We start from the raw sequence: 26,304 nt of genomic DNA on the forward strand, positions 1-26,304 counted from the left end.
TTTTAGCTACTTGAACCTAAAGTTACTTGTTGCCGCTTACCTTCCCTTTCAATCATCAAGACTTTTGAATTACTTTTATCATTTATCAAACGAAAGCCGCACCACTCCTCTTCAGTAATTTGCTCTAAATTAACTCCGTTGATAGAAATCACCTTATCATTCAATTGTAGACCTTTTTTTGAGGCTTCTGATTCTTCATAAATATTATTGATATAAACACTTTTTTCATGATCATACCCCAAGGAATACCCAAAATCCTTTTTAGACTTTTCTGTAAGGTTATTCTTCTTCAAGTAAACCTCTCTTTTTTCCCAGTCCAAAATAACATGGTAATGCTTGAAGATACCATTCCCCACTAGATTGCTTCTTTTACCTTCAAAAACTACATTTTCATGTATAAAATCAATTCCTTCTCCTAAAGAAAATCGGTCTACGGCTGCTTGGTAAGTTACCTTAGGCTTCCCATATCCATAAAGACCTGCACTTGTAGTACCATACCCTTTTTTTACAGGCGTATCACTCATTTTTTTCATTTTGTCCTCTGCTAAACATATTGTTCCTCCAAAACCAAAATCGATTGTTGTATTCAATATTTTATGCCCATTCAAATAAGTGAAGATAGAAGGGACTCCACCGAAGCCTTCAAAAAACTTAATAGAATGAAAACCTTCCAACGACTTTTCTAAGCTTGCTAAATCGTTAGCGACTACAATTTCTTTTTTCTCATAATCAATATACCAAGTAGCATGTCGAAATAAGTTACTTCCCAACAACCCATCCGCATCAAGACATTTGATTGTAGATATAGTATTTAGGTCCATTACCATTGCCCCCACATCTGAGAACACTGCATCACCAATTTCAATATCATTCACTTTTGTAAATTCCTGTTCTCTATAGCTATTGTTTACATCATAAATCTTACTCGTGGTAATCGTTTTAGCATCTAAAGATTTCATTATTTCTGAAGAAACAATACAAGCTGGAGCTCCAGTATCAAAAATAAATTGGTAAGGTTTACCTTTAATTTTTGCTTGAATTATGATGATTCCCATTTTAGTTTCAAAAGGAATAACTGTTCGAAAGTTTTCTGTGGTATGACCAGAGTTAATCACCGACATCAATTTTCGATTACAAGCACAAAGGGATAGCAATAGACAGAAGAATAGAATTTTCTTAAAGTATAACATAGTTAATAGTTTGTTTTCAACTATTAAACATGACACCAAACGTAAAGATTAGGTTGTAGAAAGAAGTGAAGCATTCAATTTCATCAAAAAAAGAGTGATAAAAAAAGTAAACTACTACTTCTCTCATCACTCTCTTTATTATTTTAATTAGATGGCATTACCCTTTTCCCCAAAGAAATTCTAAAGTATAAGGACTTCCACCTGAAGTAAATATAGAACCATCTACAAATCTGTACTTTTCATTGAGATCAGCAATTTCTCTTAAATCCCAAGGTGTTAATTTGATTTCTGTTGAAGCTAAATTCTGACGTAATCTATCTTCATGTACTGATTTTGGAATCGCTACAGTTTCCCTACGGTTGGCCCACGCTAGCATTACTTGAGCGGGGCTTGCATCGTGCTTATCTCCTATTTCTTTTAGTAGGTCATTTTCTAATAAGATAGGCGGATTGGCTCCGTCTTCAAACGACAAACTATCTCTTGTTCCTAAAGGTGAATAAGCCGTTAGAATGATATCGTGTGCATCAGCATATTCCATCATTTTCCTTTGCTGATTGAGAGGGTGCATCTCAATTTGATTAATGACAGGAGCTATTGTAGCATTGGTAAGTATTGTTTCTAGATTTTCAATACTAAAGTTGGATACCCCGATGGAATGTGTCTTTCCATCAGCGACCAATGCTTCCATTGCTTTCCAAGTTTCAAGAATCGGTGCTTCTCCTGCCGTAAGAAACTCTTCTCTTTTTTGGGTGAATTGAACCCCTGGCTTATAAGCGATAGGCCAATGAATTAAGTAAAGGTCTAAATAATCTAATTTCAGATCCTGTAATGTCTTGTTTATGGCTTTGGGCACATCTTCTTTTAAATGAGCGTCATTCCATAATTTTGAGGTAATAAAAAGGTCTTCACGTTTTACAATACCTTCGTCAATACATTCTTTTATGGCATCTCCTACTTCAGGTTCATTACCATAAATTGCTGCACAATCAATGTGTTTATACCCTATTTCAATTGCTTTTTTTACAGCTTTAAATACTTCTCCTGGCTCAGACTTCCATGTTCCCAATCCGATAGCAGGAATTTCTTTTCCATTATTTAATTTAAAGGTTTTGCTCATGTGTAATATAGTTTTCCTAATAGTTTTTGCATTATTAATATACGACTGATTAAGTTGATAAAAAAGGACTGTTTTTATTTTATCTCAATAAAAATTCAGAATGGAAAAGTAACTATTCAAGAAAAACTTCTTAGCTTTGAGTACTGAGTATCTGTTACTAACATTATTCTTCACAAAAACTAAAAGGTCTAAACTAACAAGGAGCATTTTTAAATCTCTCAAGTGTCAAATTATATTCATCATCTTTTACTTTCGAATAATAATCAACAAATACTCATTATTTAATCTTTTTTTCATCTAATCCAACTCAAAAGAATGGCTAGACTAAGCATATTAAATCTTACAAAAACCTACGATAATGGCGTAAAAGCTCTTAATAACATCAGTCTAGAAATAGAAAGCGGCATGTTTGGGTTATTAGGTCCAAACGGTGCAGGAAAATCATCTTTGATGAGAACAATTGCCACGTTGCAAGTACCTGATCAAGGGAGTATTACGCTCAACGGCATTGATGCACTCAACGAACCTGAATCCTTAAGAAGAGTTTTGGGGTATCTACCTCAGGAATTTGGGGTTTATCCTAAAATATCAGCCGAAGAACTACTCAACCATATTGCTGTACTTAAAGGAATTTCAAAAGCTAAAGAAAGAAAAGAATTAGTCGGTTACCTACTACAAAAAGTCAACCTCTACGAAAAAAGAAAAAAGGCTGTAAAAAGCTTCTCGGGAGGTATGAAACAACGAATTGGTATTGCTCAAGCTTTAATTGGTGATCCTAAACTGATCATTGTAGATGAACCTACTGCTGGACTTGATCCTGGGGAAAGAAATCGATTTCATAATTTATTAGCCGATGTAGCCGAAAGCGTTATCGTCATTCTTTCTACTCATATTGTAGATGATGTAAAAGAACTTTGCTCTGATATGGCCATCATGAATGAAGGTGAAATCATGTACAAAGGTTCTCCACAAAATGTATTGAGTGAGTTAGATGGTTTGGTTTGGGAAAAAACAGTGGAACGTAACACTATAGAAACATACCAAGCACAGCATAAGGTTATCTCTAATAAAATGAACTCTGGTAAGTCTGTAATCCATGTGCTTCATCATGAACAACCTGAAGAGGGTTTTATTCAAGTAAAACCTGATTTAGAAGATGTTTTCTTTGCTAAAACATCCGCTTCAATTATTGCAGACTAAACCCACTATCAACATGTTTAAAGAATTTTATGGTAGAGAAGTTAGGTCGGCACTTCAACAGCCCATGATCTACGTTTTTTCTCTTTTATTAGGAATACTAGTTTTTGCAGCCGTATCGAGTGACAGTATTGTCATTGGCGGTACCATTGGTAATATACATCGAAACAGTCCGCATGTGATTATGCATATGGGCTTAATATTCTCATTATTAGGTCTTTTTATTGCTACTGCATTTTTTAATAATGCGGCGTTAAGAGATTTCAACAATAATTTTGATGATATTCTGTTTACAACACCCATCAAGAAAAAAGATTACTTCTTAGGTCGATTTTGGGGTGCGTTTACATTAGCAATTTTACCGTTTTTAGGAATATACATTGGTTTTATTCTTGCCACTTTTATCGCTCCAGCCATGGGTTGGGTCGATCCAGAAAAAATGGGACCTATCTCTTTTGCAGGTTTCTTTGCTAATTATTTTTTAGTGATCATACCAAATATTTTTATTTCTGGTGTAATCATCTTTTCTATTGCCTCTATTTCAAGATCTACGGCTGTCTCTTTTGCAGGCACTATGCTCCTATTTATAGGCTACAGTATTGCTTTATCCTTAAGTTCAGACTTAGAAAACGAAGTTTTAAGTGCAATGGTAGACCCCTTTGGTTTATCAGCCTTTGGGTTGGATAGTAAATATTTCACACCTCAAGAGAAAAATACACTGACACCAAGTTTCAATAGTTTTATTGTCTACAATAGAATCTTATGGATCATTATCAGTTTTGTGCTTTTAAAAATCTTTTATGGGTTTTTCTCTTTTGAGAAAAGAGGTAGCAAATTCAAAAAGAAAAAAGAAAAGGCGGTTAAAAAGGAAAATATCATTTTCCAAAAACCTATGGCTTATAGTCATTTTTCGCAGTTTACCGACTTTGCTCAATGCTATAGTTTTACAAAGATCCATCTGAAAAATATTGTCAATAGTAATACATTCAAGATCTTATTGCTATTTAGTTTTGTACAGTTAGCTGCTATCTTGAAAGAGGGCTACGAATATATGGGGCTTCAATCGTATCCGGTAACGTATATGGTCGTGGAGGATATTCAAAATAGTACAATGATTTTCTTATTGATTATAATGGTCTATTATGCTGGAGATCTTCTTTGGGAAGACAGAGACCATCATCTCAATGAAGTGATTGATGCCAGTCCGCATAGCCCTTATATTTCTTTGTTTGCCAAGTATTTTGCGATCAACACAAGTATTTTTATCATTTATGCTTTCCTATCCATAGTGGGTATACTTTATCAGCTAGGGTCTGGATTTACTGCCATTGATATAGACATTTACTGCCTAGCGTATGTCCTGAACATCATGCCGATGATTGCTACATGGACAGCCGTATTGATGCTTGTCCATATTTTAGTCGATCATAAGTTTATTGGATTTGGAGTTTCTATTGTGATGCTTTTCGCTATAGAACTAATGTTAAATGCTTTGGACATTTCTTCAAGAATGCTTGATATTGCAAGTGCTCCAAAAATTAAATTCTCTGATATTAGTGGGTATGGTCCTTCAGTGATTTCGGCTATTTGGTTTAATGCATATTGGATTCTCTTTGGTATCATTATGCTACTAATAGGAGGATTACTTTCTAGTAGAGGTACCACACATAGTTTGCTGACTAGAATCAAGAGTATTCCTCAAAAAACAGATGCTAATTTTATCGGAGCTGTTGGAACGCTGTTTATTGTTTGGGTGAGCATCGGAAGCTTCATCTTCTACAATACTCAAATGATGAATACTTATAAAACAGAGGAGGAAACCGAACTACTTCAAGTACAATACGAACAGAAATACAAGCAGTACGAAGACATGGCTGCTCCTAAAATTGTAGACATTGAATACAACGTAAATATATATCCTGAAGAAAGAAATATTTATACGGTTTCAAACCTAAAAGTAGTCAATGAAAACAAAGAAAGTATTGATACCTTGATGTACTCATACAATAATGAGTGGGAAATACAGTTTGAAATTCAAAATGCGATAGAAATTCTTGATGACAAAGAGTTAAGTGTTAAACAGTTTGTACTACAAAAACCATTACAACACAAAGATTCATTGGAAATTGTTATTCATGCCAATTATATCACAAAAGGGTTTAAGAACAGCGGAGAAGATATCATGATCTTAGAAAATGGTACATTCTTCAATAACCTTGTTTTCTTACCTTTCTTCGGATACAATTCTTCTGTTGAATTAAGTGATCGTTTCAAAAGAAAGGAACATAACCTTCCGCCAAGGAACCGTATGCCATTACTCACAGAGCATTGTAGTAAAGCCTGTAATCATAACTATCTTTCTAGAGGCCAATCTGATTGGGTGAATTTTGAGACAACCATCTCAACATCTGCAGATCAAATGGCGATTGCTCCTGGTAATTTGGTAAAACAATGGACAAAAAATAATCGAAATTTTTACACCTATAAAATGGATCACAAGGCACTCAATTTTGTTTCCTTTAATTCAGGAAGATTTGAAGTGGCAAAGAGAAATTGGAAGGGTGTGAGCATGGAGGTATATTATGATCAAAAGCATGGCGTAAACGTTGATAAAATGCTCCTTGCTATAGAAAATTCTTTAAAATATTATACGGAAAATTTCGGTCCTTATTATTTGAAACAAGCACGTATCATCGAATTCCCAAGGTATGCAACCTTTGCACAGGCATTCCCTGGAACTATGCCTTATTCAGAGGCTTTTGGTTTTATTGTAGACTTGGAAAATGAGGAAAAGAATAATGTAGTTGATGCGGTTATTGCACACGAAATGGCACATCAATGGTGGGCTCATCAAGAAGTAAGTGCCAATGTGCAAGGTAGTACATTAATGACTGAGAGTTTAGCGGAATATTCTTCTCTGATGGTCATGAAAAAATCTTCGAATAATGATGATATCAAAATGAAAAACTTCTTGAAATATGATTATGACCGCTATTTAAAAGGAAGAAGTTTTGAAAGAGAAAAGGAATTACCACTAAAAGAAGTTGAAAATCAAAGTTACCTTCATTATGGAAAGGGAAGTGTGATTATGTACGCTCTTCAAGATTTTATTGGAGAAGACAGTGTCAATGCAGCTTTAAAAAGCTTCCTTGCTGAATACAGGTACAAGGCTCCTCCATACCCTACTTCCAATGACTTTTTGAGGCATCTTCAACCTAAAATTCCGGATTCATTACAGTACCTTATCGGAGACTGGTTTGAAGATATTACGTTATATGATTACAGAATCAAGGAAGCTTCACTAAGTGAAATTAATGCTTCAACATATGAAGTTTCATTACAAGTAGAAGCTAAAAAAATCAAATCTGATTCAATAGGTAATGAAATCAATGTCCCAATAAAGGATTGGGTGGAAATTGGTTTTTATAAAGACCAAGATGAGAAAGAGCTCTTTTATACGGAAAAGGTTTTTCTTCAAAATGAATCTCAAACCATTCAATTAAAATTACCCGAAAAGCCTGTAAAAGCGGCCATCGACCCTAAAAGGTTATATGTGGAAAGGGTAATTAATGATAATAGCAAAAAATTCTAGAATTTAGGAAAATGAAAGGGATAGAAATGTTTGTGTTGCGAAACACTTCAAATTTCTATCCTTTTTCTTTTACTACCATCCAAAACTTTAGTTCTAGTACTAAGAGAAGAACTATTTGGATTAAGGCAAAATGAGCAATTCAAAATAGGTTGAAAAGTGTTTGTTTTCTTTAATTTGAAACGTCCTATGACAGAAGTTTCATTATAAAGTTCTCTATTCAAATGAAGTACCTAACCCTATGTCTACTATTTCTCTTTATTACTTCTCTTTCTTTTGCTCAGGAAAACTCTTCGACAGATAAAAAAGTCCATAAAAGAGAGGAAGCACACGGTGAACTTAAACATCACAGAATAGCCTTGCTTTGGGGACATAGTTATGTTCCTAAGGGATTTAACGATAATAATAGTGCTAAAACATTAATAATTCCCACCATTGGTTTTGAATATGAATATTGGTTCTCACATCGTTTTGCGATTGGATTATCCAATGATTTGGAGCTTCAAAATTATGTCATTGAGACAAGGGAAGGCGATGAACTTGAAAGAGAGTATGTATACATTGGAGCATTAATGGGGTTTGTAGAGTTTGCGCATCTTTGGGTTTTTGGTATTGGTCCTGGAATAGAGATGGAAAAAAATAAAAATTTTGGAGTGCTCAAAATGTCTATTGAGAGAGAATTTCCTATTGTAGGAAAAGGCGGATGGGATGTCACACCTATGCTGAGTTATGAAATAAAATTTAGAGGAGAAGATAAAGTTTATGACGCTATTACTTTTGGGTTTGCTATAGGAAAAAGATTTTAATAAACCTTCTCATCCTATAAACACAAACGTCATTTTGGGTAATACCCAAAATGACGTTTGTATTTTATATAGTTTCTACTAATTGAAAAACTGTTGCCTAGAAATTGACTTGCATCTGTAATCTTAAAAGATTACCTGCTTGGTCATTTACAGGATTTTGAGAGTCAACATACGTTCTATCGGCAATTACATACATTGCTACAAATTCAAACGCTCTATTAGGTTGCCACTCTATACCAATTTCTAAATCGTTTACTCTATAACTACGAGCATCTAACTCAAACTTCTTTCCACCATGGTAAGTAATATATCTTGTGAATGGGAAAAATGTGTGATGCTTGTAATTAAACTTACCATAAAGCATGGCATAACCACCATGTAAGTTTTGTTCTTTCACTAAATTCGCTTCCGGGTCATACTCCGGTCCAATACCGTAGTTGTATTCTGCTTGAAAACCGATAGGCTGTGGGTACCAAACGAAAGTACCTCCTACTCTTCTATCGTTAAAATTATGACCTGCTGCATATATAATTTCTTTTTCTCCATTGTTATCAATCTCTGCTTGCAAACCTTGAGAAGTGGTTGGTAAAACATATTTACCAGCATACCCGTGCACAGAAAGCTCCATAATTTGATTATTAGCAAATTGGAAAGGCCAAGACACTCTACCCACCGCATGTAAATTATCGTTTTTATCAGGAGTATTAATTCCTTGACCGTTGAATACACCTAATGCAAAAGTACCATAGTTACCACTATGCTTTAGGTTTTTGTCCTTCATGTATTCATAAATCTTTCTCACTTTTTGTGGAGTATGATATAAAACGGCCATTAAATCACGCTCATTGGGTAAAGCGGAGTTGATAGGGTCTGAACGGTCTAAAGGAATACGAAACTGTGACGATTGCATATTCTCATATCCAAAAGGCACTTTACTTTGTCCTACTCTAAGCCATGTCGATTTATGGTGGTCAAAATATAAGTCCATGTAGGCATCACGGAGTGTTGGAGCACCTGCAAAGTCCGCTTGCATATAAACATAAACGTTGTCCAATAACCAACCGCTTACTTTCAAACGTACTCGTCTTAGAGATATTCCCTTGTCTGCTCCCCAGTTTTTATCCATCTGAGGTACTGACAAATCAGGGTTTGTCTCAAAAAGTCCGTTATATCTCGCTTGGATATAACCACTTACTTTTATTCTGTCTGTCCAATCTTTGGGTAAAGACTGTTGAATAAGTCCTTCACCGTCTTGGTCAGGGTTGAATAAAGAATCAATTTTTACTTCCTCATTTCTAAATGAGTCTTGTGCAAATGATAAAGAGGCTGTTGTAACTATAAAAAGAAAAGACATCGTGAATCTTTTCCATGAAATTGTAAGTAACTGTTCCATTAATATATTTCGATAATGTGTTTGCGGTTGCAATGTTAAACCGAAATATTTTACATCCCCACTAAAAATCAATAATTAATATTGAGTTAACATTGAATACATTTTAAGGAAATAAAAATGAATATTTATGTACTTAATGTTGCTGTGTATTAGATTTAAAGAATAATAAAATGCACAAAATCAATAATCATAAAATCTCAACAAGCTAAATATCAGTAAAAAATGTATTAACAACATTTAAATAGAAAAACCTCAATACTTCAATTTTAACTTTAAAGTTATTTACAATTCACTATACATACATTTTAAATACACTAATGTTAATCATATATTAACAAAGTTAAAACAAGAGATTGAAAACTGATTCATATTAATTTATTATTACAAAATATATTTACTTAATACATTATTAACATTTAAGTAACATAATGAAATTTAATGTCCTAACGACAATCTTTAAAACTCAGAAACAAACTAAATAATTCATTTACAAATCATTACACATGAGGTTCCCATCAATTGACAATTGATAGCTCAAAACAGGTAGGTAAACGTACCTTTATACAACCTTCTTTGAAATAGAATGATACACCACTAAGAAGTCACTATACGATGAATGCTTCACTACTTTGCAAATACATTGTTAACTAAGTTTTCGAATATTTACGGTATTTTGAAATCAGGAGATTTCTAATGATCTTTAGGACACGAATGACGCTATCGCTTAACATTCGCGCCAATGGACTTTCTACCCAATTCATTTGCTACTTCTTCCCTCGGCCTTGAAGGGAAAAGCGTGAAGAATTTCATGTATTGAGCCGTTAAGAATGATTTTGCTGTTTGAGCATCTCAAAACGATGAAGTTTTGATCGAGTTATCCTTTCAATAGGCGAGAGAAATGGAATTTAGCTTTTGACTTCTAAGCCTTGAATTTTTTGCTTCGTTTTTGTTTCAAGACAAAAACGAAGAAGAAGGAAGTTTGAAAGTAAATCCCATAAATATTCATAGAAAGCTCGAATAGAAGTTGATGATAACTTTGTTTACAGTGAAGTAAATGATAAAAACGTCGTTAATCTCTAATTTTAGACACAAAAAAAGCCACCCAAAACGGGCGGCTTCAAATGCTTTTATATAACTAGCAAAAACTAAGTAGCTGATCATAATTAAATATAGTTTATAAATGTAGAATGAATTGATCTAAGGTAAGGCAAAATTTACAGTCCTAGCCATAGCTAAGACGAAAAATTTTAACGAAACCTGAGTTTAATTCAAATGCATTTAAGCTATAGATAATTTTGAACAGGTACTTATTATTTCTTATTTCCTGAGAATTCAGAAACCCAAAGGTTAACAGTTCTTCCAAGTCTCATTTTAGGATATCGTCCTGTTTCCTCATTCATATTTGGAATAGGTGACTGTCTTACTACAACACCTGGAATAGTGTCATATTGTACATACTTCACTTTTCCCACACCTAAGCCTAAACCATACAAAGTGAATTCAGCATCTCCCTCAGTCATACCGATGAGGTTAGGAACCTGTGTCAGTGGATTCCCCATACCGTCACCTACTACTAAATCAACCTCAGTACCTTTCAATACTTTAAAACCTCGAATCAACTCCTCTTTTGAAATAGATTTACCTTTATATTTCACTTCTAAGACGTTGTTCACAAATTGATCTGGCTTTCTATTAATTGAACCTATTTTCAAACCTAAGTTTTTAATTCTCACTACTGCATTTTTCAATGAGCCATCAATCAAATCAGGCAACTTAATTGCAGCAGGCTTAGAAGGGTTTACAGTCAAGTAAATCTTTCTATTGTCTTTTACTTTCTCACCAGCCAAAGGTGTTTGTGACAACACTGTAAGGTAAGGTAAGTCAGGATTATAATTGACAGCTGCAGAATCAAAAACTTCAAAACGCAACCCTGCCGATTCTAATCTCTTGGTGGCATCATCAATCGATAAACTATCAATATCGGGAACAGTTACAGTTTGCCCATGCTTTGTTGATGTTGGGAGATATAAATAAAAAAACATGATCGCCAACAAAAAGGCGGCTGCGACCATTAATACCACATTAATCAATAATGCAGAAGGAGTATCTCCAAAAATTAACTTTTTCAGTTTGTCTTGATCCATAATTAATTTAGCTATGATTGAAGTACTAGTTTTTACCTAGCACTTAGCTTCAGTTCTCTTTATTCCGTAATCTAAAATACTATCAATAAAATCAAAAGGCTTGTAGCCGTTAATTGCAGCTTGGTGGAAAATACAAGTAGCAGGAGTCATTCCTGGAAGCGAGTTTACTTCGATGACGATAGTTTCCACTTTCTTTGTTTCCTTCCAAATACGCACAAATGCGTCTATTCTACAATAACCTTGAACATTTAATTCTTTCGCTACATGTTCCAAATCTTTTCTCACGGCATCCGAAATCCATTGCTGCTCTTCTGCATCAGGTGAAAAACGAGGTGGTGTAATATTTTGACCTTCACCTGCTAAGAATTTCTCTTCTAATGATAAAATCTCACCACTTGCCAAGGCCTCCGAAGGTTCGAATACTTCATAAGTACGCGATCCATCTTCGTGCCATTTTGTGAGCATGCCTCCTGTAATCTCCAAGAAATGATCTGAATCCAATGGACTGATCAACTCTTCAATAAGAATACATTTCTTACTTGGAAACTCTTCATTTTTATCTAAATCAAGCTTTATTCTTAAGCCTTCCTCTACCTCATCACCTTCTCTAAAAATTGCTTCGGCAAAGTTTTCAAGCTGTGTTCTTGACTTGATCATCATCACTGCAGAACTACAACCATCATCTGCCGGTTTTGCAATTAGAGGATACCTAAAATCCTTTTCTACTTGATCAATAGCTTCAGTAGGGTTCGATAACCAATCCTCTTTTTGCAACAACATATGCTCAGCCACAAACACTCCTGATTTACGAAGTATCTCAGTAGTCATGTATTTATCAATAGTTATTTCTGAACTATCAACGTCAGAGCCATTGTAAGGAATTCCTTTTACGTTTAAATGTTTCTGTACAGCACCATCCTCACCAGGTCTACCGTGCAAGGCTATAAATACTGCATCCACTCTTTCTTTTAAGAGGTCGTAATTCAATGTTTTAGGATCAAAACAAGCATCTGCCGCATATTTTTGAGTAATTGGCTTCGCTTTCTGAATTGCCTCCACCAATACATCATGCTTCTCACCATTCAAAGCCTGATTGATCTTTAATTTGATATCATCAGCATTATCCTTCAGCATGATATTAATCGGTAATTCATACAATTCATGCTGATCATGCGATCCCGTTAGAAATATCGGAATAGCTTCATATTTATCTGATGAAGCTAATTTTTCATAGATATTTCTTCCACTTTCAACAGAAATATGACGTTCCGAAGAATAACCACCCATGATTACCCCTACTTTTTTCGTTTGCTTATCTGCCTCACTCAAAGCTTCGATCTGATGATCCAAATTTTTCAACATCGGCTTAGCCACCCTTGTGTTCTTACCAGAACGAATTCTGCAAGCCAACGATGTACGAATAATGAACGTTAAGAACTGCGATGGATTTAATCCAATCTCAGCTGCCTGATGGAAGAAAAACGAAGAAGGCATCATTCCAGAAGTCGTATTCGGATCGTTTAAGTAAACTGTTCCATCAGCTGTAACGAAACCGTCAATTCGAGCATAAACATCAAACTGTAACTTCTTGTATAAGTTCTCACAGTCTAATTGAATCTCCCTTACCTTTTCAATAGGCAAATCAATCGGCGTTACTTTACGACTCATACCTGGAAGATACTTTGATCTATAATCAAATACACCTTCGTTTCCTCTCACAATTTCAGTAGGAGGAAGAGCAAGAGGATTACCCTTTTCGTCTTCAATGACAATACATGAGAACTCTCTACCCTTTATATGTTCTTCAATCAACAATGCCTCTTCAGCATCCAATGATTGAAGTGCTACAATTTCTTTATTATTAGAAACTAACTGCTCATTTAAGTACTCTAATAATGATTTCGGATCATAAATCACCAAATCATCATTTCCCAATACGTAAACAGGCAAACCAATTCCAAGACGTACATCCGTGAAATCATGGATGTAACGTACTCTCGCTTCTTCATCTAATCCTTTCCAAAAAGATTGCTCCACTTCTTCTATGAAAAGTGACTTTTTAGCCGCCTTATGGAATGCTTCAACATTATCCTCTTTTACAATACTTACACCTAGTGAAGAACCTTGTCTTGGTGCTTTCACCACTAAAGGCATTCCTAATTTATCCTTTAAAGATTGGAAAGTAGTATTGATATTATCAGATGATAAATCATCCTCTGTTATCACATCAAAAGAAGGTGTTGTTAACTGTAAGTCCGTAAAGAGTTTTTTCTGCGTAATTTTATCAATTCCAATAGCAGATGAAAGTACTCCTGCACCAGAATAAGGAATATTATACCACTCTAAAAGCCCCTGTAAGTTACCATCTTCGCCATAAGGACCATGCAGTGCTAAAAAGGCAAAATCAAATAACCCTGCAAAATCACTTGGATTTACTTTCTTACCTACTTCTGACGCCATATCCGCAGCCTCATCTTCTGAAAGCTTACCTAAAGATTCCACATACATCTGAAACCCTTGTAAATCACTTGGAATGCTACTTACTGGAGGATAAAAATCTCTTACAGTACCTTTATATACATATGACCAATCTAAATGAATAAAATGGCCTAAACTATCTACAAATATTGGAACAGGTTCGAAAAGTTGTTTGTTTAAGTTATCATAAACAGTTCTACCACCTGCAAACGAGATTTCGCGCTCTCGTGAAATACCTCCAAAAAATATCCCTACTTTGATCATGATATCATTTTTTCTGTTTCCCAAGAAAGTCAAAGGTTCTTCCTCTGTTTTCTCTAGGCAATTACGTCTCAAAAATACAAGAAAATTTATTATCTAATAGCACTATACTTCACCTTGTAAGAGTTTGTTTATAAAAATAGGATTCATTCATGATAATTATTTCGCTTTCAATTGGATTAAGATGAAAATTATATGATTTTGTAAATAATTATTTAAACTTTACAAGGACATATTATGTGTAATTATTTCAAACTACTACTAACTACTGTACTTTTCTCCTCAATTTTTTCAAGCTGTCATAAAACAAATGAGGCACAAGTCAGTAAAACAGAACAGCAAAACACCAATCTAGACATCTTTTTCGACAGTGTTTTTAATGCTGATTTAGAGCAAAACCCTGAAACTATGACCTACAGGGGTGACAAACGCTTTAATGATCAATGGAACGATCATTCTGAAAAACAATTCTTGAAGAGTGTAAAAAACAAAAGGAATGCTCTTCGAAAAGCCAATGCATTTCAAAGCCCTAACTACACTAAAGACAGAGCATTAAGCTTAGAGTTATTTAAGTATGAGCTTGAACTTGATTTGGAAGGAGAAAGGTTTCATCAATATGATTACGTTTTTAATCAAATGTATGGAGCTCAAAGTAGTCCTGCTTCTTTTTTGATTGGCTTTCATCAAATCAGCACTAAAAAAGATGCTGAAGATTATATCAGTAGGGTAGAAAAAATCCCTGGGATGATGGAGCAACAAATTCAAAACGCTCTTCAAAGTGAAAAAGAAGGTTTTATACTTCCAAAATTCCTTTTCAGCAAAGTGTTGAGTGATTGCAATAATCTTTTAGAAGGGAAACCAATTTCAAATTCTGAAAAAACACACCCAATTGCTCAAGACTTCTACACCAAAATTGATCAGGTGGAAATCAGTGAAAATGAAAGAAAAGCATTGATCGAAAAGTTTAACATTGCCATGCAGCAAAACTTTGCTCCTACCTATAAAAAGTTGATTAAGATGCTCCAAGAACAAGAAAAAAGAGCCAGTAATGATGCAGGCGTTTGGCGCTTAAAAGATGGAGAAGAATATTATGCTTATTGTCTTAAAAAAATCACTTCTACCAACTTTACAGCAGAACAAATTCATCAGATGGGATTAAGAGAAGTGGCTCGAATTCATGGAGAGATGAATACTATTAAGAAAAATGTAGGCTTTACAGGAAGTCTTCCTGAGTTTTTCACTTACATGAAAAATGCCCCTCAATTCTATTACCCAAACACGGATGAAGGCAAAAAGGCTTATTTAGCAGATGCTAAAGACATTATTGATGCCATGAGAAAGCAACTTGATGACCTTTTCATCACAAAACCTAAAGCACCCATTGAAGTCAAAAGGGTAGAACCTTTTAGAGAAAAAACAGCAGGTAAAGCATTTTATAATTCTCCAGCTGCTGATGGTTCTCGACCGGGCTATTATTATGCTAATCTTTATGATATGAATCAAATGCCGAAATATGAGATGGAAGCATTGGCTTATCATGAAGGAATACCTGGTCATCATATGCAAATTGCATTAACAAAAGAATTAGAAAGTCTCCCTGAATTCAGAAAAGAAGCTCATTATACAGCCTATATTGAAGGTTGGGGACTTTACTCAGAACTTATACCAAAGGAACTTGGATTTTATAGTGACCCTTATTCTGATTTTGGACGTTTGGCAATGGAACTATGGAGATCTTGCCGATTAGTTGTAGATACTGGAATTCACGCTAAAAAATGGACTAGAGAAGAAGGAATAGCCTACTACGTCAAAAATACGCCTGCTGCTTATGGGCAATGTGAAAAAATGGTTGACAGACACATCGTTATGCCCGGACAAGCAACAGCTTATAAAATTGGATTGATGAAAATTTTAGAATTAAAAGACAAGGCAAAACTTGAAATGGAAGATCGATTCGACATCAGAACTTTTCATGAAGTAGTATTATGCAATGGACCTCTACCGCTATCAATATTAGAAAAATTAGTAGATGAGTACATCCAAAAAAACACTGCGACTTTATAATTATTAATTTATAATTCAATAGACATCCATTACATTAGATCTCCAAACTCATTTAATGTAATGGATTTTTTTATGTTGTAAAATTGATCATTCACCTATCATCATTAATAATCGTCCTTATGTCCATTGGTCTTAAAATAGCATTTTTCACACTTTGTCTTTTATTCCATAATTATAATAGTAGTGCACAAAAATCAATGCAACTGATTTCTTCATTTGCACAATTCTTAGAAGAAAAATCTGACAAGTCCCTCTATCCAGACCAATATCATTTTGATTTTGCCTTTAAGGTAAAACAAATTGACCCTACAGAAAGTAAAGAATACTATATTTTAGCATCAGAAAAAGAAAAGTATTTTGCTATGACTTCTCATTTAGAAGGTAATGATGTCATTATTTTTGATATCAAGCTCAATCAAATGATTGTGGTTTGTCATTTAGATAGTAGTCAATATGCAATCTGTGGTCCTCTATCCTTTTTTGATTCAAACAAAAATATTTCAGGAAAATATAATTTTATTGAAAATGAACCTAATGTATTTATAGATCATGACAACCAAATTGAAATTGTACTCACACAAGACTCAAAGTTTAATAATTATGGATTAAAGAAAGGTTTTTGGATGATAATTCAAGAATCTTCTACCTTAGAGACACCATTATCAGAAAAAGGTATTATTTTAAGTGTAAGGAAGGTGGAAAACAAATCCAATAAAAACATAAGCTATAACGTTATTGAAAGAAAGGATATTAATATCAATTATTCTATAAAAATGAGTAAACTATTAGACTTTAGCGTTTTATCGGATTCCACTTTTCAAAAACAAAAAGATTAACCGCTTACTTCTCTAAAAATTTTTCAACCAAATGCTTGCACTCATCTATAGTTTAGGATTCATTGTTGTGATGCTTCCAATAATAGGTATTTACTTTTTGTATATGCCTACCTCTTCATCGTATTCCGAAACCACAGCCAATGATATCCAATCAAGTGCATCTGAGTTAGAAAAACATGTAAGGGCGTTATGTTCAACAAGTGATTACAGAAATTATAAAAATAAGAAAGCTCAAAAAGAGGCTATTAGTTATATTTTTGAGCAATTAACCAGTTTTGGATATGAACCTCATATTCAAAAATTTGAAGCCGCAAAAGAGGAATACAAAAATATCATTGCTTTTTATGGAAACCCCGATCATGAAAGAGTTGTCGTAGGAGCTCATTATGATACGTTCGGTGATCAACACGGTGCAGATGATAATGCGAGCGGAATAGCCGGTATGATTGAAATTGCTCGCTTATTACAACAGCATCAACCAAAATTAGATTTCTGCATAGAGTTAGTGGCCTATGCCAACGAAGAAAGACCGTTTTTTACTACTAAAGGAATGGGAAGTTATGTGCATGCAGAAAGAAATATAAACGACAATGTTAAGACAAAACTTATGGTTTGTCTTGAAATGATTGGTTATTTTAGTGATCACTCTGGAAGTCAAAGCTATCCCATTAAGTTTTTGGATAAGCTTTATCCTAAAGAGGCCAATTTTATAGCAATTGTAGGAAACCTTTCTAATCATTTTGCTGTAAAGGAATTAAAATCCGCTATGAGAAAAACATCAAAAACACCTATTTATTCAATTAATGCTCCTTCCAGTGTCAGAGGTTTGGCTAATTCTGATCACAGAAATTATTGGCACTTTAACCAAAATGCTGTCATGATTACAGATACTTCTTTTTTTAGAAACCCCAACTATCACACAAAAAACGATACTCCTGAAAGTTTGGATTTTAAAAAAATGAACGAAGTCATCAAGGGTACTTATTATGCAATCACACAAATTTAATCTTAGAAAAATACCATGAATCACTTAGAAAAATACAAAAGTGATTTCCAAAAAATTGAGTGGAATGATTCTTTAAAAATTCTAAAATCAACTTGGAATACTCCTATTAACATCTCTGAAGAATTATATAGAAATGAAATAATAGCCTACCTTAAAGTAACTGAAGATGTCGCCCCAAAGTTGCTTTTGGTTGATGCTGTTAGGGCCTATTATAATATACCTCCTGATACTCAGGAATGGATAAATGAGCGTAGTGTAATCTTAAATAAAAAAATTGGTTTAGAGAAGATGGCATTTATTGTTTCTTCAGATATTTTTTCTCAGATGTCTTTTGAAAAGACTCTCGATAAAACTACCAGTGAAATAGATCTTTTTAAATTGCAATACTTTGATGACGAAGTTAATGCTACCGAATGGCTCACAAACTCCTTGGATTAATTATATTTTATACATAAATTTACATTTATTATCAACATATATTACTATACGATATTTGGACACTCACTAAATCTATCAAACCTATGAAAAATTTTTTCACGATAACTCTTCTTACTTGTTGTGTAGCACTTCTAGCTTGTACTAAAGTGCATAAATCGAGCCCGGACTCTGTAAATTTCGAAGACAGAAAAAGGGAGTCTCAGTTTTATAACTTTAAATTGAAGAAATTAAACGGAGAGTACCTTGACTTTCAAACATTGAAAGGAAAAAAGATCTTGATTGTCAATACAGCTTCTAAATGTGGTTTTACTCCTCAATATGAAGCATTACAAGCATTGCACGAAAAGTATGGAGAAGAATTAGTAATTCTTGGATTCCCTTGTAATCAATTTGGAGGGCAAGAACCAGGGACAAGTGAAGATATTGCGTCATTTTGTAAATTAAATTATGGAGTCACTTTTACGATGATGGAAAAAGTGAAAGTAAAAAAAGGTGATGATCAAAGTCCTTTATACAGATGGTTATCTGATCCTGAAGAAAATGGATGGAACGACGAAGCACCATCATGGAACTTCTGCAAGTATTTCATCAATGGAAAAGGAGAATTAAAAGACTTTTTCAATAGCAATGTTAAGCCGACTGATAGTGATCTTATTGATGCTATTTCTAAATAAGACTTATTAATAACTTTAATATTTTGACCTTTCAATTGGGAGTAGAAGTATAAACTTCCCATTGAAAGGTCTTTTAGTTTTATGGATAAACAATACTGGACCGAAAAATACGAATCCAACAATACGGGTTGGGACATTGGGTACATCAGTACGCCATTAAAAGAATATATCGATCAACTAGAAAATAAAGAGATTAAGATCTTGATCCCTGGAGTTGGCAATGGCTATGAAATAGAATACTTGTGGCAATTGGGTTTCAAAAATTGCTATGCTGTCGACATCTCAGAGGCCCCGCTTCAAAATGTAAAGAAAAGATGCCCTGACTTTCCTGACGAGCAATTAATCTGCGATGATTTTTTTCAATTAGAAATCGATAACTTTGATTTAATACTAGAACAAACATTTTTTTGTGCTTTGAATCCTAGCCTTAGAAAACAATATGTGGAGCAAATGTATCGTTTACTGAAAAAAGGTGGTAAATTGAGTGGATTACTCTTTGACTTTGAGCTTACAAAAAATGGCCCACCTTTTGGTGGAAGTAAAGAAGAGTATTTATCCCTGTTCGAACCAAAGTTTGATATAAAAATACTTGAAAGATGCTACAACAGCATTCCACCAAGAAGCGGGAATGAATTATTTTTTAGTTTTGAGAAGTAGCTGAAAAAGTATAGAAATTTTCTAAAGATGAATAGACAAATTGGTATTAAAGTTCTGTGGCTTGATCAATATGCCAGATTAAAGGAAGAAAACAGCAAATTAAAAGCAAACCTTGACAATGCTTTGGAGTATTGTAATGCCCTCCTTGAAGAAAAGGAAGACTACAACTTCAATGAAAAAGAAGAGGAACCTTTAATGGAAGCTATTAATGCTTTGAGACTGCAAAGAAAAGCGTTAAAAGTGATTGAGGAAGAAAGAGCATGGGTTTCTGAAGGACTCACAAAATTTGTTGATATTCTTAGAACTTCTCAAAGTAACCTTGAAGAACTTTGTGATCAAATCATCAATAACCTAGTTTCCTACCTTGGTGTAACTCAAGGGGGGCTTTTCATTGTGGATGAAAATATTGATGATCGAAAAGAATTAATGTTGATTTCAGCCTATGCTTATGAAAGAAAAAAATACATTAATCGAAATGTAAAACCTAGAGAAGGATTAGTAGGACAAGTTTTCATCGAGAAAAGACCAATGTACCTCAAGGAAATCCCTGATCAATACGTGAACATTTCAAGTGGTTTAGGGCAAGCAAGACCTACCAACCTTTTCATTGCACCTATGATTATGAATGAAGAAGTTTACGGTGTAATTGAATTAGCTTCTCTCAAAGAGATGCCTGAGTTCCAAAGAGAATTTGTCCTAAAATTGGGAGAAACGATCGCTTCCACTATTGCCGCTACAAGAAATTCAGATAGAATGAAAACGCTATTGGAAGACTCTCAAATACAGGCAGAGCAAATGAGGGCTCAGGAAGAGGAAATGCGACAGAATGTTGAAGAACTGCAAGCCACTCAAGAAGAAATGCACAGAAAGCAAAAGGAAATGGAAGCAGCCAATTTGAAAACCAAAAACAATGAAGAGGTTTTAAAGAAAGCTTTTGAGAAAATGAGTGTTACAGAAGAGAATTACAAAGCTAAAATTGAAAAGCTGTCAACAACTGTCACTGAAAAAGAAGATAAAATTGATGCTCTCGAAAAAGAAATTGGGCTAAAAAATGAAGAAATAGAGAAATTAAGGGGACAACTTTAATATAAATTCTAAACAAAACATAGGTTATTGCAAGAACTTGCAATAACCTATTATTTTTGCCGTGGAAAATTGTATTTTTGCAATTCCATAATTTTTAGTGAAAGTAAACAAATAAAAAGGTGGCGTTTCTAACGCTTCCGGCAAAAATAGCGATATATGAAAATCTCCTTAAATTGGCTAAAAGGCCTAATTGATATAGAAGACAAAACGCCACAGGAAATTGATGAGCTTTTAACCAGTTCTGGTTTAGAGGTAGAAGGAATCGGTGAAGTTGAAGAAGTGAAAGGTGGACTGAAAGGTTTAGTTATTGGCGAGGTTTTAGAGTGTGAGCAACATTCAAACGCAGATAAATTAAGAGTTACAAAAGTTGATATCGGAGAGGAAGAACCTGTACAGATTGTATGTGGTGCTCCTAATGTCGCTAAAGGACAAAAAGTTGTAGTAGCCACTGTTGGTACTGAACTTTACCCTTCTCCAACTGAAAGTTTTAAAATAAAAAAAGGTAAGATCCGTGGTGAAGTTTCACTAGGTATGATCTGTGCTGAAGATGAAATCGGATTGGGTACATCTCATGACGGTATTATGGTTTTAGACACTGATATGGCCAACGGTACTCCTGCCGCAAAATATTTTGGTTTAGAGAATGATCAAGTTTTTGAAATTGGTCTTACTCCAAACCGTGTAGATGGTTCTTCGCATTATGGTGCTGCTCGTGATTTGAAGGTTTTATTGGATCGTGAAATCAAGCAAGCTACTAAAGCTGAATTAATCGAAAACTTCAAAGTAGATAATACTTCCACGCCTGTTAAAGTTAATGTTCAAGCAGAAGAAGCTTGTCCAAGATATACTGGTTTAACTATTTCTGGAATCACAATCAAAGAATCTCCGAAATGGATTAAGCAACGTTTAAATTCTATTGGTTTAGCTCCTATCAACAACGTAGTAGATATTACTAACTTCGTTTTACATGAATTAGGACAACCACTTCACGCTTTTGATTTAGCGAAGGTAACGGACAACGAAGTAAACGTAAAGTTTGCTACTGAAGGTACTAAGTTCACAACACTAGACGAAGCGGAAAGAGAATTAAAAGGTAATGATTTGATGATTGCCAATGCATCTGAAGATATGTGTATCGCAGGTGTGTTCGGTGGTTTAGATTCAGGTGTTACTGAAGGAACTACAAGTATCTTCTTAGAAAGTGCTTACTTCCACCCTGACTTTGTTCGTAAGACATCACAGCAACACAGCATCAAAACAGATTCTTCATTCCGTTTTGAGAGAGGTTGTGACCCGAATATGTGTATCACTGCATTGAAATATGCGGCAATGTTGATCAAAGAGTATGCAGGTGGTGAAATCTCATCTGAGATTGTAGACATCTACCCTACTCCTATTGAGAACTTCATTATTGATGTAAAATTCAAAAATGTAGATCGTTTAATCGGTCAGCATATTCCACAAGACAAAATCGTCTCAATTCTTGAAGGTTTAGAAATCTCTATTTTAGAGCGTACTGAAGAAACGATTAAAGTTTCAGTTCCTCCTTATAGAGTGGACGTACAAAGAGAAGCGGATATCATTGAAGAAATCTTAAGAATTTACGGTTTCAACAGTGTAGCATTAGATGAGTCTTTATCGACTGATTTCTTGGCTAGTTTCCCTAAGAAAGACAAGCAAATCCTTCAGACAAAAGTAACTGAAATGCTTGCAGGAAGCGGTTGTTTCGAAATCATGACCAACTCATTGACTACTAGCAAGTATTCAACTGGTTTAGCGGATATCGATGAATCTAAAGACGTAAAAATCTTAAACATCTTATCTGCTGATTTAGATGTAATGCGTCAGTCAATGTTGTTCTCTGGTCTTGAGGTTATTGATAGAAATATCAGACGTCAGCAAAAGAACATCAAAGCTTTTGAATTTGGTAAAACTTACCATAAAGGAGAAGAAGGTTATACTGAAAAAGAACACCTAACGTTATTCGTTTCAGGTACTTCATCAGATGAGTCATGGATCAGAAAAGCAGTAAATGCTGACTTCCATACAATCTCTTCTATTGTAGAAAGAATCTTTGAAAGATTAAATATTCAAGGTATTTCTAAGGAATATGTGAAGAACGATACTTTCGCTTACGGTTTGACTTACACTGCAAGAAAGCAAGTAATTGCAACTGTAGGTATGGTGAATCCTAAGGCTGCTAAATTGGCAGGTGTAAAAACGGAAGTATTCTTTGCTGATATCGATTGGTCTGCATTAGTGAAAATGTACAGTGCAGATTACAAATTCAAAGAATTGCCAAAATTCCCTGAAGTACGTAGAGATTTATCTTTAGTATTGAATAACAAAGCAACATTTGCTTCAATTCAGGAAATTGCAAAGAAAACAGAAAGAAAATTATTGAAGGATATCAATGTATTTGACGTTTATGAAGGTAAGCACCTTGCACAAGGTTTAAAATCTTACTCAGTAAGCTTTATTCTTCAAGATGAAAATAAAACTTTAAATGATAAGACTATTGATAAATGTATGAATGCATTAATCAAAGCTTTCGAAAATCAGCTTGGTGCTGTAATCCGTAAATAGTTTTATCTAGCCACTCTTTATTTTAATGAAATAGAGAGTGGTTTCATTTTTTAATTCTGATCAATTATGTCAACTATCATCCCCAATTTAAGCGAAGAACTTAAACTATTGGTTGAAAAAATCAACACCCTGCAAGCACTTTATAAAAACGCTCAAACTACAATTCAACAATTAAACGAAGATCGCATTAAGACTGAAAAACAGTTAGATGCAACGATAGATGTACAAGAACATAGCGACCGTTTACAGGAATTGATCAACAAGGGAGATGAACAAATTGATCAATTGATGAATGAGAAAAGTACTCTACAACAGGAAAGAGATGAAGCACAGCAACTTTCCGAAGGACAACAAAGTGTGATTCAGTTTCTCAATCAGGATATTGATCAGTTAAGAAAAGAGATCGAAGAAAAAAATGAAACCATTGATGTTTTTAATGAACAAAAAAGAGCATCAATTATGGAAGTTCAGAAATTGAAAATGGAAATCAGAGATTTAAAACCACTTGTGGAATCTCTTGAAAAACTTCAATTAGAAAATCAGCAACTTTTAAAGGAACAAGAAGAAAGTAAGGCCGAAATCGAGCTTCTTAATGAGGAAATCGAAAGACTTTCTTAAGGGTAAGTTACTTTTTTGACTGAAAAAGATATAAAATTCCAATAATTAAAGTACATTTATTCTTTAAAAGGGAATTTTACTTAGATCGAAGAAAATTTCGGTTTAATATTCATATTCACATAGATTGCAATAACTACCCTAATGGGGTGATAACCAAAAAAACTTGTAGTACTAAGCATGGGATTAAGATCCACTAAAGAGAGCATACAACTGAACATTTGTGGCAAATTATATAACGTGAAAGCCAGCAAATCTGAAGAGCATCTGCTTAAAAAAGCAGCTGAACGCCTCAATCAGATTGTGGATGAAAAGCGTCAAAACCTCTCTGGTGTTGATATGAAAGACCTACTTGTTATTACTGCATTTGATTTTGTGGTGGAAGCTTTGAAAGAACAAGAGGAGTTACAGAATATCGCTAGTCGTGTGAATGATATCAATAAACAACTAGACGAAATTTTACCTTAATATTTCTTCTTTTTTTGATCTTGTAGTTCCTGAACATATATATATTATTCAACTGTAGTCACCGAACTACGCACAGACATCTGTACGTACAACATGGAACAAATAATTTTAGCTGCCGTTGTCAGTCTACTTATAGGAGTAGCGATTGGCAGATTTTTATTGGTGAAAGTCTTGAAAGGCATGGAAACTGCCGCAAAAGACAAAGCACAAGACATTGTAAAAGATGCAAAGAAGGAAGCGGAGAGCATCAAAAGGTCAAAACTTGTAGAGTCTAAAGAGAAATTCTTGAAAATGAAACAAGATTTTGACTCTGAAACGGCAAAGAGAAAAAACCAACTCAGCGTAAACGAAAACAAACTTAAGCAGTTCGAAAATCGTTTAAAACAACAAGAATCAAAGCACAAGCAAAAAGAAGCTGTAATTGCAAAACAGATTGAATCTTTCAAAAAGAAAGATCAAGAAATGGAGCAACGCTTTGATGAGTTAGCACATCAAAAACAACTTACTTTTAAAGCCAAAGAGGAAGCTGAACAACTTCGCCTAAAGCAAGTGGAGCAACTTGAAAAAGTAGCCAACTTGAAAGCAGAAGAAGCGAGAGAGCAACTTGTTGAGGCCTTAAAAGACGAAGCCCGCACTAAGGCATCCATGCATATCAAAAATATCATGGAGGAAGCGAAAATGACAGCTACTAAAGAAGCTCGCAAAACGGTAATCACTGCTATACAGAGAACTGCCGCTGAACAAGCTATTGAAAACTGTGTTTCTATTTTCAATCTAGAAAGTGATGAACTAAAAGGTAAAATCATTGGTAGAGAAGGTAGAAATATTCGTGCTTTAGAAGCTAGTACTGGTGTGGAAATCATTGTGGATGATACGCCTGAAGCAATCATTATTTCTGGATTTGATCCTGTAAGAAGAGAGATTGCAAGAGTTTCTTTACACCGATTAGTAGCAGATGGTCGTATCCACCCTGCTCGTATCGAAGAGGTAGTTGCCAAAACAAAGAAAAACATTGAAGACGAAATCGTTGAAATCGGTGAGCGTACCGTTATTGACTTAGGTATTCACGGTTTACACCCTGAGCTAATTAAGTTGGTAGGTAGAATGCGTTTCCGTTCTTCTTATGGTCAAAACTTGTTACAGCACTCTAGAGAAGTTTCTAACTTGGCAAGCACAATGGCTTCAGAGCTTGGCTTAAACTCTAAAGTAGCAAAACGTGCCGGTCTTCTTCACGATATTGGTAAAGTATGGCCAGAAGAGCCAGAACTACCTCACGCAATCTTAGGTATGAACCTAGCGAAGAAATACGGTGAAAGCCCTGAGGTGTGTAACGCAATTGGTGCTCACCACGACGAGATTGAAATGACAACGCTTATTTCACCTATCGTTCAAGCATGTGACGCCGTGAGTGGTTCTAGACCTGGTGCTAGACGTGAAATGATGGAATCTTACATCCAACGTCTGAAGGAATTGGAAGGTTTAGCAATGAGCTTCAAAGGAGTTCACAAATGCTACGCGATCCAAGCAGGTAGAGAATTACGTGTTATGGTAGATGCAGATAAAGTTCCTGATCAAGATGCTGGTCAATTATCATTTGATATTGCCAACAAGATCGAAACAGAAATGCAATATCCTGGACAGATCAAAGTAACTGTAATTCGTGAGACTCGCTCAGTGCATTTCGCGAAATAAGACAGAT

19 protein-coding genes are annotated in these 26,304 nt (G+C 34.6%); 14 read left to right on the forward strand and 5 right to left on the reverse strand.

Annotated elements, in window-relative coordinates; all coding sequences use genetic code 11:
• Positions 1-2 precede the first annotated feature (2 nt).
• Entirely contained in the window at positions 3-1,055 is a 1,053-nt protein-coding gene (locus tag PL77_RS15950) for an aspartyl protease family protein (protein WP_172665876.1), read from the reverse strand.
• A gap of 292 nt (positions 1,056-1,347) precedes the next feature.
• Positions 1,348-2,307: an aldo/keto reductase gene (locus tag PL77_RS15955; RefSeq protein WP_044207365.1), complete on the reverse strand. Its 960-nt coding sequence runs from the start codon at positions 2,305-2,307 to the stop codon at positions 1,348-1,350.
• 315 nt (positions 2,308-2,622) lie between these two features.
• Here PL77_RS15955 and PL77_RS15960 point away from each other — a divergent pair, with 315 nt between their 5' ends.
• From PL77_RS15960 to PL77_RS15970, 3 genes are all read left to right on the forward strand, one after another.
• A complete protein-coding gene (locus tag PL77_RS15960; RefSeq protein WP_044207367.1) occupies positions 2,623-3,507 on the forward strand; it encodes an ABC transporter ATP-binding protein in 885 nt (294 codons plus the stop codon).
• 13 nt (positions 3,508-3,520) lie between these two features.
• Positions 3,521-7,096, forward strand: coding sequence for a M1 family aminopeptidase (locus tag PL77_RS15965; RefSeq protein WP_044207369.1), 3,576 nt, complete (start codon positions 3,521-3,523; stop codon positions 7,094-7,096).
• A gap of 221 nt (positions 7,097-7,317) precedes the next feature.
• On the forward strand, positions 7,318-7,899 hold the full coding sequence (locus PL77_RS15970) for a hypothetical protein (protein ID WP_044207371.1): 582 nt from the start codon (positions 7,318-7,320) through the stop codon (positions 7,897-7,899).
• 97 nt (positions 7,900-7,996) lie between these two features.
• Here the strand turns inward: PL77_RS15970 and PL77_RS15975 are convergent, their stop codons facing one another.
• The 3 genes from PL77_RS15975 to PL77_RS15985 all read right to left on the reverse strand — a co-directional run bounded on the left by PL77_RS15975 (position 7,997) and on the right by PL77_RS15985 (position 14,250).
• A complete protein-coding gene (locus PL77_RS15975) occupies positions 7,997-9,292 on the reverse strand; it encodes a porin (RefSeq protein WP_052444479.1) in 1,296 nt (431 codons plus the stop codon).
• Positions 9,293-10,602: 1,310 nt separating this feature from the next.
• On the reverse strand, positions 10,603-11,436 hold the full coding sequence (locus PL77_RS15980) for a PASTA domain-containing protein (protein WP_044207373.1): 834 nt from the start codon (positions 11,434-11,436) through the stop codon (positions 10,603-10,605).
• Positions 11,437-11,472: 36 nt separating this feature from the next.
• Positions 11,473-14,250: a D-alanine--D-alanine ligase gene (locus PL77_RS15985; RefSeq protein WP_371199228.1), complete on the reverse strand. Its 2,778-nt coding sequence runs from the start codon at positions 14,248-14,250 to the stop codon at positions 11,473-11,475.
• Between the two features lie 162 nt (positions 14,251-14,412).
• Between PL77_RS15985 and PL77_RS15990 the strand changes: the two genes are divergently transcribed.
• From PL77_RS15990 to rny, 11 genes are all read left to right on the forward strand, one after another.
• The gene (locus tag PL77_RS15990; RefSeq protein ID WP_044207375.1) at positions 14,413-16,239 is read left to right on the forward strand and encodes a DUF885 family protein; all 1,827 of its coding nucleotides are present in this window, start codon (positions 14,413-14,415) and stop codon (positions 16,237-16,239) included.
• 119 nt (positions 16,240-16,358) lie between these two features.
• Positions 16,359-17,075, forward strand: coding sequence for a hypothetical protein (locus PL77_RS15995; protein WP_156152398.1), 717 nt, complete (start codon positions 16,359-16,361; stop codon positions 17,073-17,075).
• Between the two features lie 31 nt (positions 17,076-17,106).
• Positions 17,107-18,081: a M28 family peptidase gene (locus PL77_RS16000; protein ID WP_052444480.1), complete on the forward strand. Its 975-nt coding sequence runs from the start codon at positions 17,107-17,109 to the stop codon at positions 18,079-18,081.
• Positions 18,082-18,096: 15 nt separating this feature from the next.
• A complete protein-coding gene (locus tag PL77_RS16005) occupies positions 18,097-18,519 on the forward strand; it encodes a hypothetical protein (protein ID WP_044207378.1) in 423 nt (140 codons plus the stop codon).
• Positions 18,520-18,602: 83 nt separating this feature from the next.
• Positions 18,603-19,193, forward strand: a complete 591-nt coding sequence (locus tag PL77_RS16010) for a glutathione peroxidase (RefSeq protein ID WP_044207380.1) — start codon at positions 18,603-18,605, stop codon at positions 19,191-19,193.
• An 81-nt stretch (positions 19,194-19,274) separates the two neighbouring features.
• Complete coding sequence (locus PL77_RS16015; protein WP_044207382.1) at positions 19,275-19,850, forward strand: methyltransferase domain-containing protein; 576 nt, start codon at positions 19,275-19,277, stop codon at positions 19,848-19,850.
• A gap of 27 nt (positions 19,851-19,877) precedes the next feature.
• On the forward strand, positions 19,878-20,936 hold the full coding sequence (locus PL77_RS16020) for a GAF domain-containing protein (protein ID WP_052444481.1): 1,059 nt from the start codon (positions 19,878-19,880) through the stop codon (positions 20,934-20,936).
• A 156-nt stretch (positions 20,937-21,092) separates the two neighbouring features.
• On the forward strand, positions 21,093-23,522 hold the full coding sequence (gene pheT / locus PL77_RS16025; RefSeq protein ID WP_044207384.1) for a phenylalanine--tRNA ligase subunit beta: 2,430 nt from the start codon (positions 21,093-21,095) through the stop codon (positions 23,520-23,522).
• A gap of 66 nt (positions 23,523-23,588) precedes the next feature.
• Complete coding sequence (locus PL77_RS16030; RefSeq protein ID WP_044207385.1) at positions 23,589-24,140, forward strand: hypothetical protein; 552 nt, start codon at positions 23,589-23,591, stop codon at positions 24,138-24,140.
• Between the two features lie 177 nt (positions 24,141-24,317).
• Entirely contained in the window at positions 24,318-24,605 is a 288-nt protein-coding gene (locus tag PL77_RS16035) for a cell division protein ZapA (protein ID WP_044207387.1), read from the forward strand.
• Positions 24,606-24,698: 93 nt separating this feature from the next.
• Complete coding sequence (rny, locus tag PL77_RS16040) at positions 24,699-26,297, forward strand: ribonuclease Y (protein ID WP_044207388.1); 1,599 nt, start codon at positions 24,699-24,701, stop codon at positions 26,295-26,297.
• The last annotated feature ends 7 nt before the right edge of the window (positions 26,298-26,304 follow it).

Source organism: Flammeovirga sp. OC4 (genome assembly GCF_000812565.1).
Lineage (GTDB): Bacteria > Bacteroidota > Bacteroidia > Cytophagales > Flammeovirgaceae > Flammeovirga.

Coding starts and splice junctions, on each gene's coding strand:
- PL77_RS16015 (WP_044207382.1), top strand. CDS start 19,275: ATGGATAAACAATACTGGACCGAAAAATACGAATCCAACAATACGGGT.
- rny (WP_044207388.1), top strand. CDS start 24,699: ATGGAACAAATAATTTTAGCTGCCGTTGTCAGTCTACTTATAGGAGTA.
- PL77_RS16005 (WP_044207378.1), top strand. CDS start 18,097: ATGAATCACTTAGAAAAATACAAAAGTGATTTCCAAAAAATTGAGTGG.
- PL77_RS15990 (WP_044207375.1), top strand. CDS start 14,413: ATGTGTAATTATTTCAAACTACTACTAACTACTGTACTTTTCTCCTCA.
- PL77_RS16020 (WP_052444481.1), top strand. CDS start 19,878: ATGAATAGACAAATTGGTATTAAAGTTCTGTGGCTTGATCAATATGCC.
- PL77_RS15955 (WP_044207365.1), bottom strand. CDS start 2,307: ATGAGCAAAACCTTTAAATTAAATAATGGAAAAGAAATTCCTGCTATC.
- PL77_RS15965 (WP_044207369.1), top strand. CDS start 3,521: ATGTTTAAAGAATTTTATGGTAGAGAAGTTAGGTCGGCACTTCAACAG.
- PL77_RS16000 (WP_052444480.1), top strand. CDS start 17,107: ATGCTTGCACTCATCTATAGTTTAGGATTCATTGTTGTGATGCTTCCA.
- PL77_RS16010 (WP_044207380.1), top strand. CDS start 18,603: ATGAAAAATTTTTTCACGATAACTCTTCTTACTTGTTGTGTAGCACTT.
- PL77_RS15950 (WP_172665876.1), bottom strand. CDS start 1,055: ATGGGAATCATCATAATTCAAGCAAAAATTAAAGGTAAACCTTACCAA.
- PL77_RS16035 (WP_044207387.1), top strand. CDS start 24,318: ATGGGATTAAGATCCACTAAAGAGAGCATACAACTGAACATTTGTGGC.
- PL77_RS15980 (WP_044207373.1), bottom strand. CDS start 11,436: ATGGATCAAGACAAACTGAAAAAGTTAATTTTTGGAGATACTCCTTCT.
- PL77_RS15970 (WP_044207371.1), top strand. CDS start 7,318: ATGAAGTACCTAACCCTATGTCTACTATTTCTCTTTATTACTTCTCTT.
- pheT (WP_044207384.1), top strand. CDS start 21,093: ATGAAAATCTCCTTAAATTGGCTAAAAGGCCTAATTGATATAGAAGAC.
- PL77_RS16030 (WP_044207385.1), top strand. CDS start 23,589: ATGTCAACTATCATCCCCAATTTAAGCGAAGAACTTAAACTATTGGTT.
- PL77_RS15995 (WP_156152398.1), top strand. CDS start 16,359: ATGTCCATTGGTCTTAAAATAGCATTTTTCACACTTTGTCTTTTATTC.
- PL77_RS15960 (WP_044207367.1), top strand. CDS start 2,623: ATGGCTAGACTAAGCATATTAAATCTTACAAAAACCTACGATAATGGC.
- PL77_RS15975 (WP_052444479.1), bottom strand. CDS start 9,292: ATGGAACAGTTACTTACAATTTCATGGAAAAGATTCACGATGTCTTTT.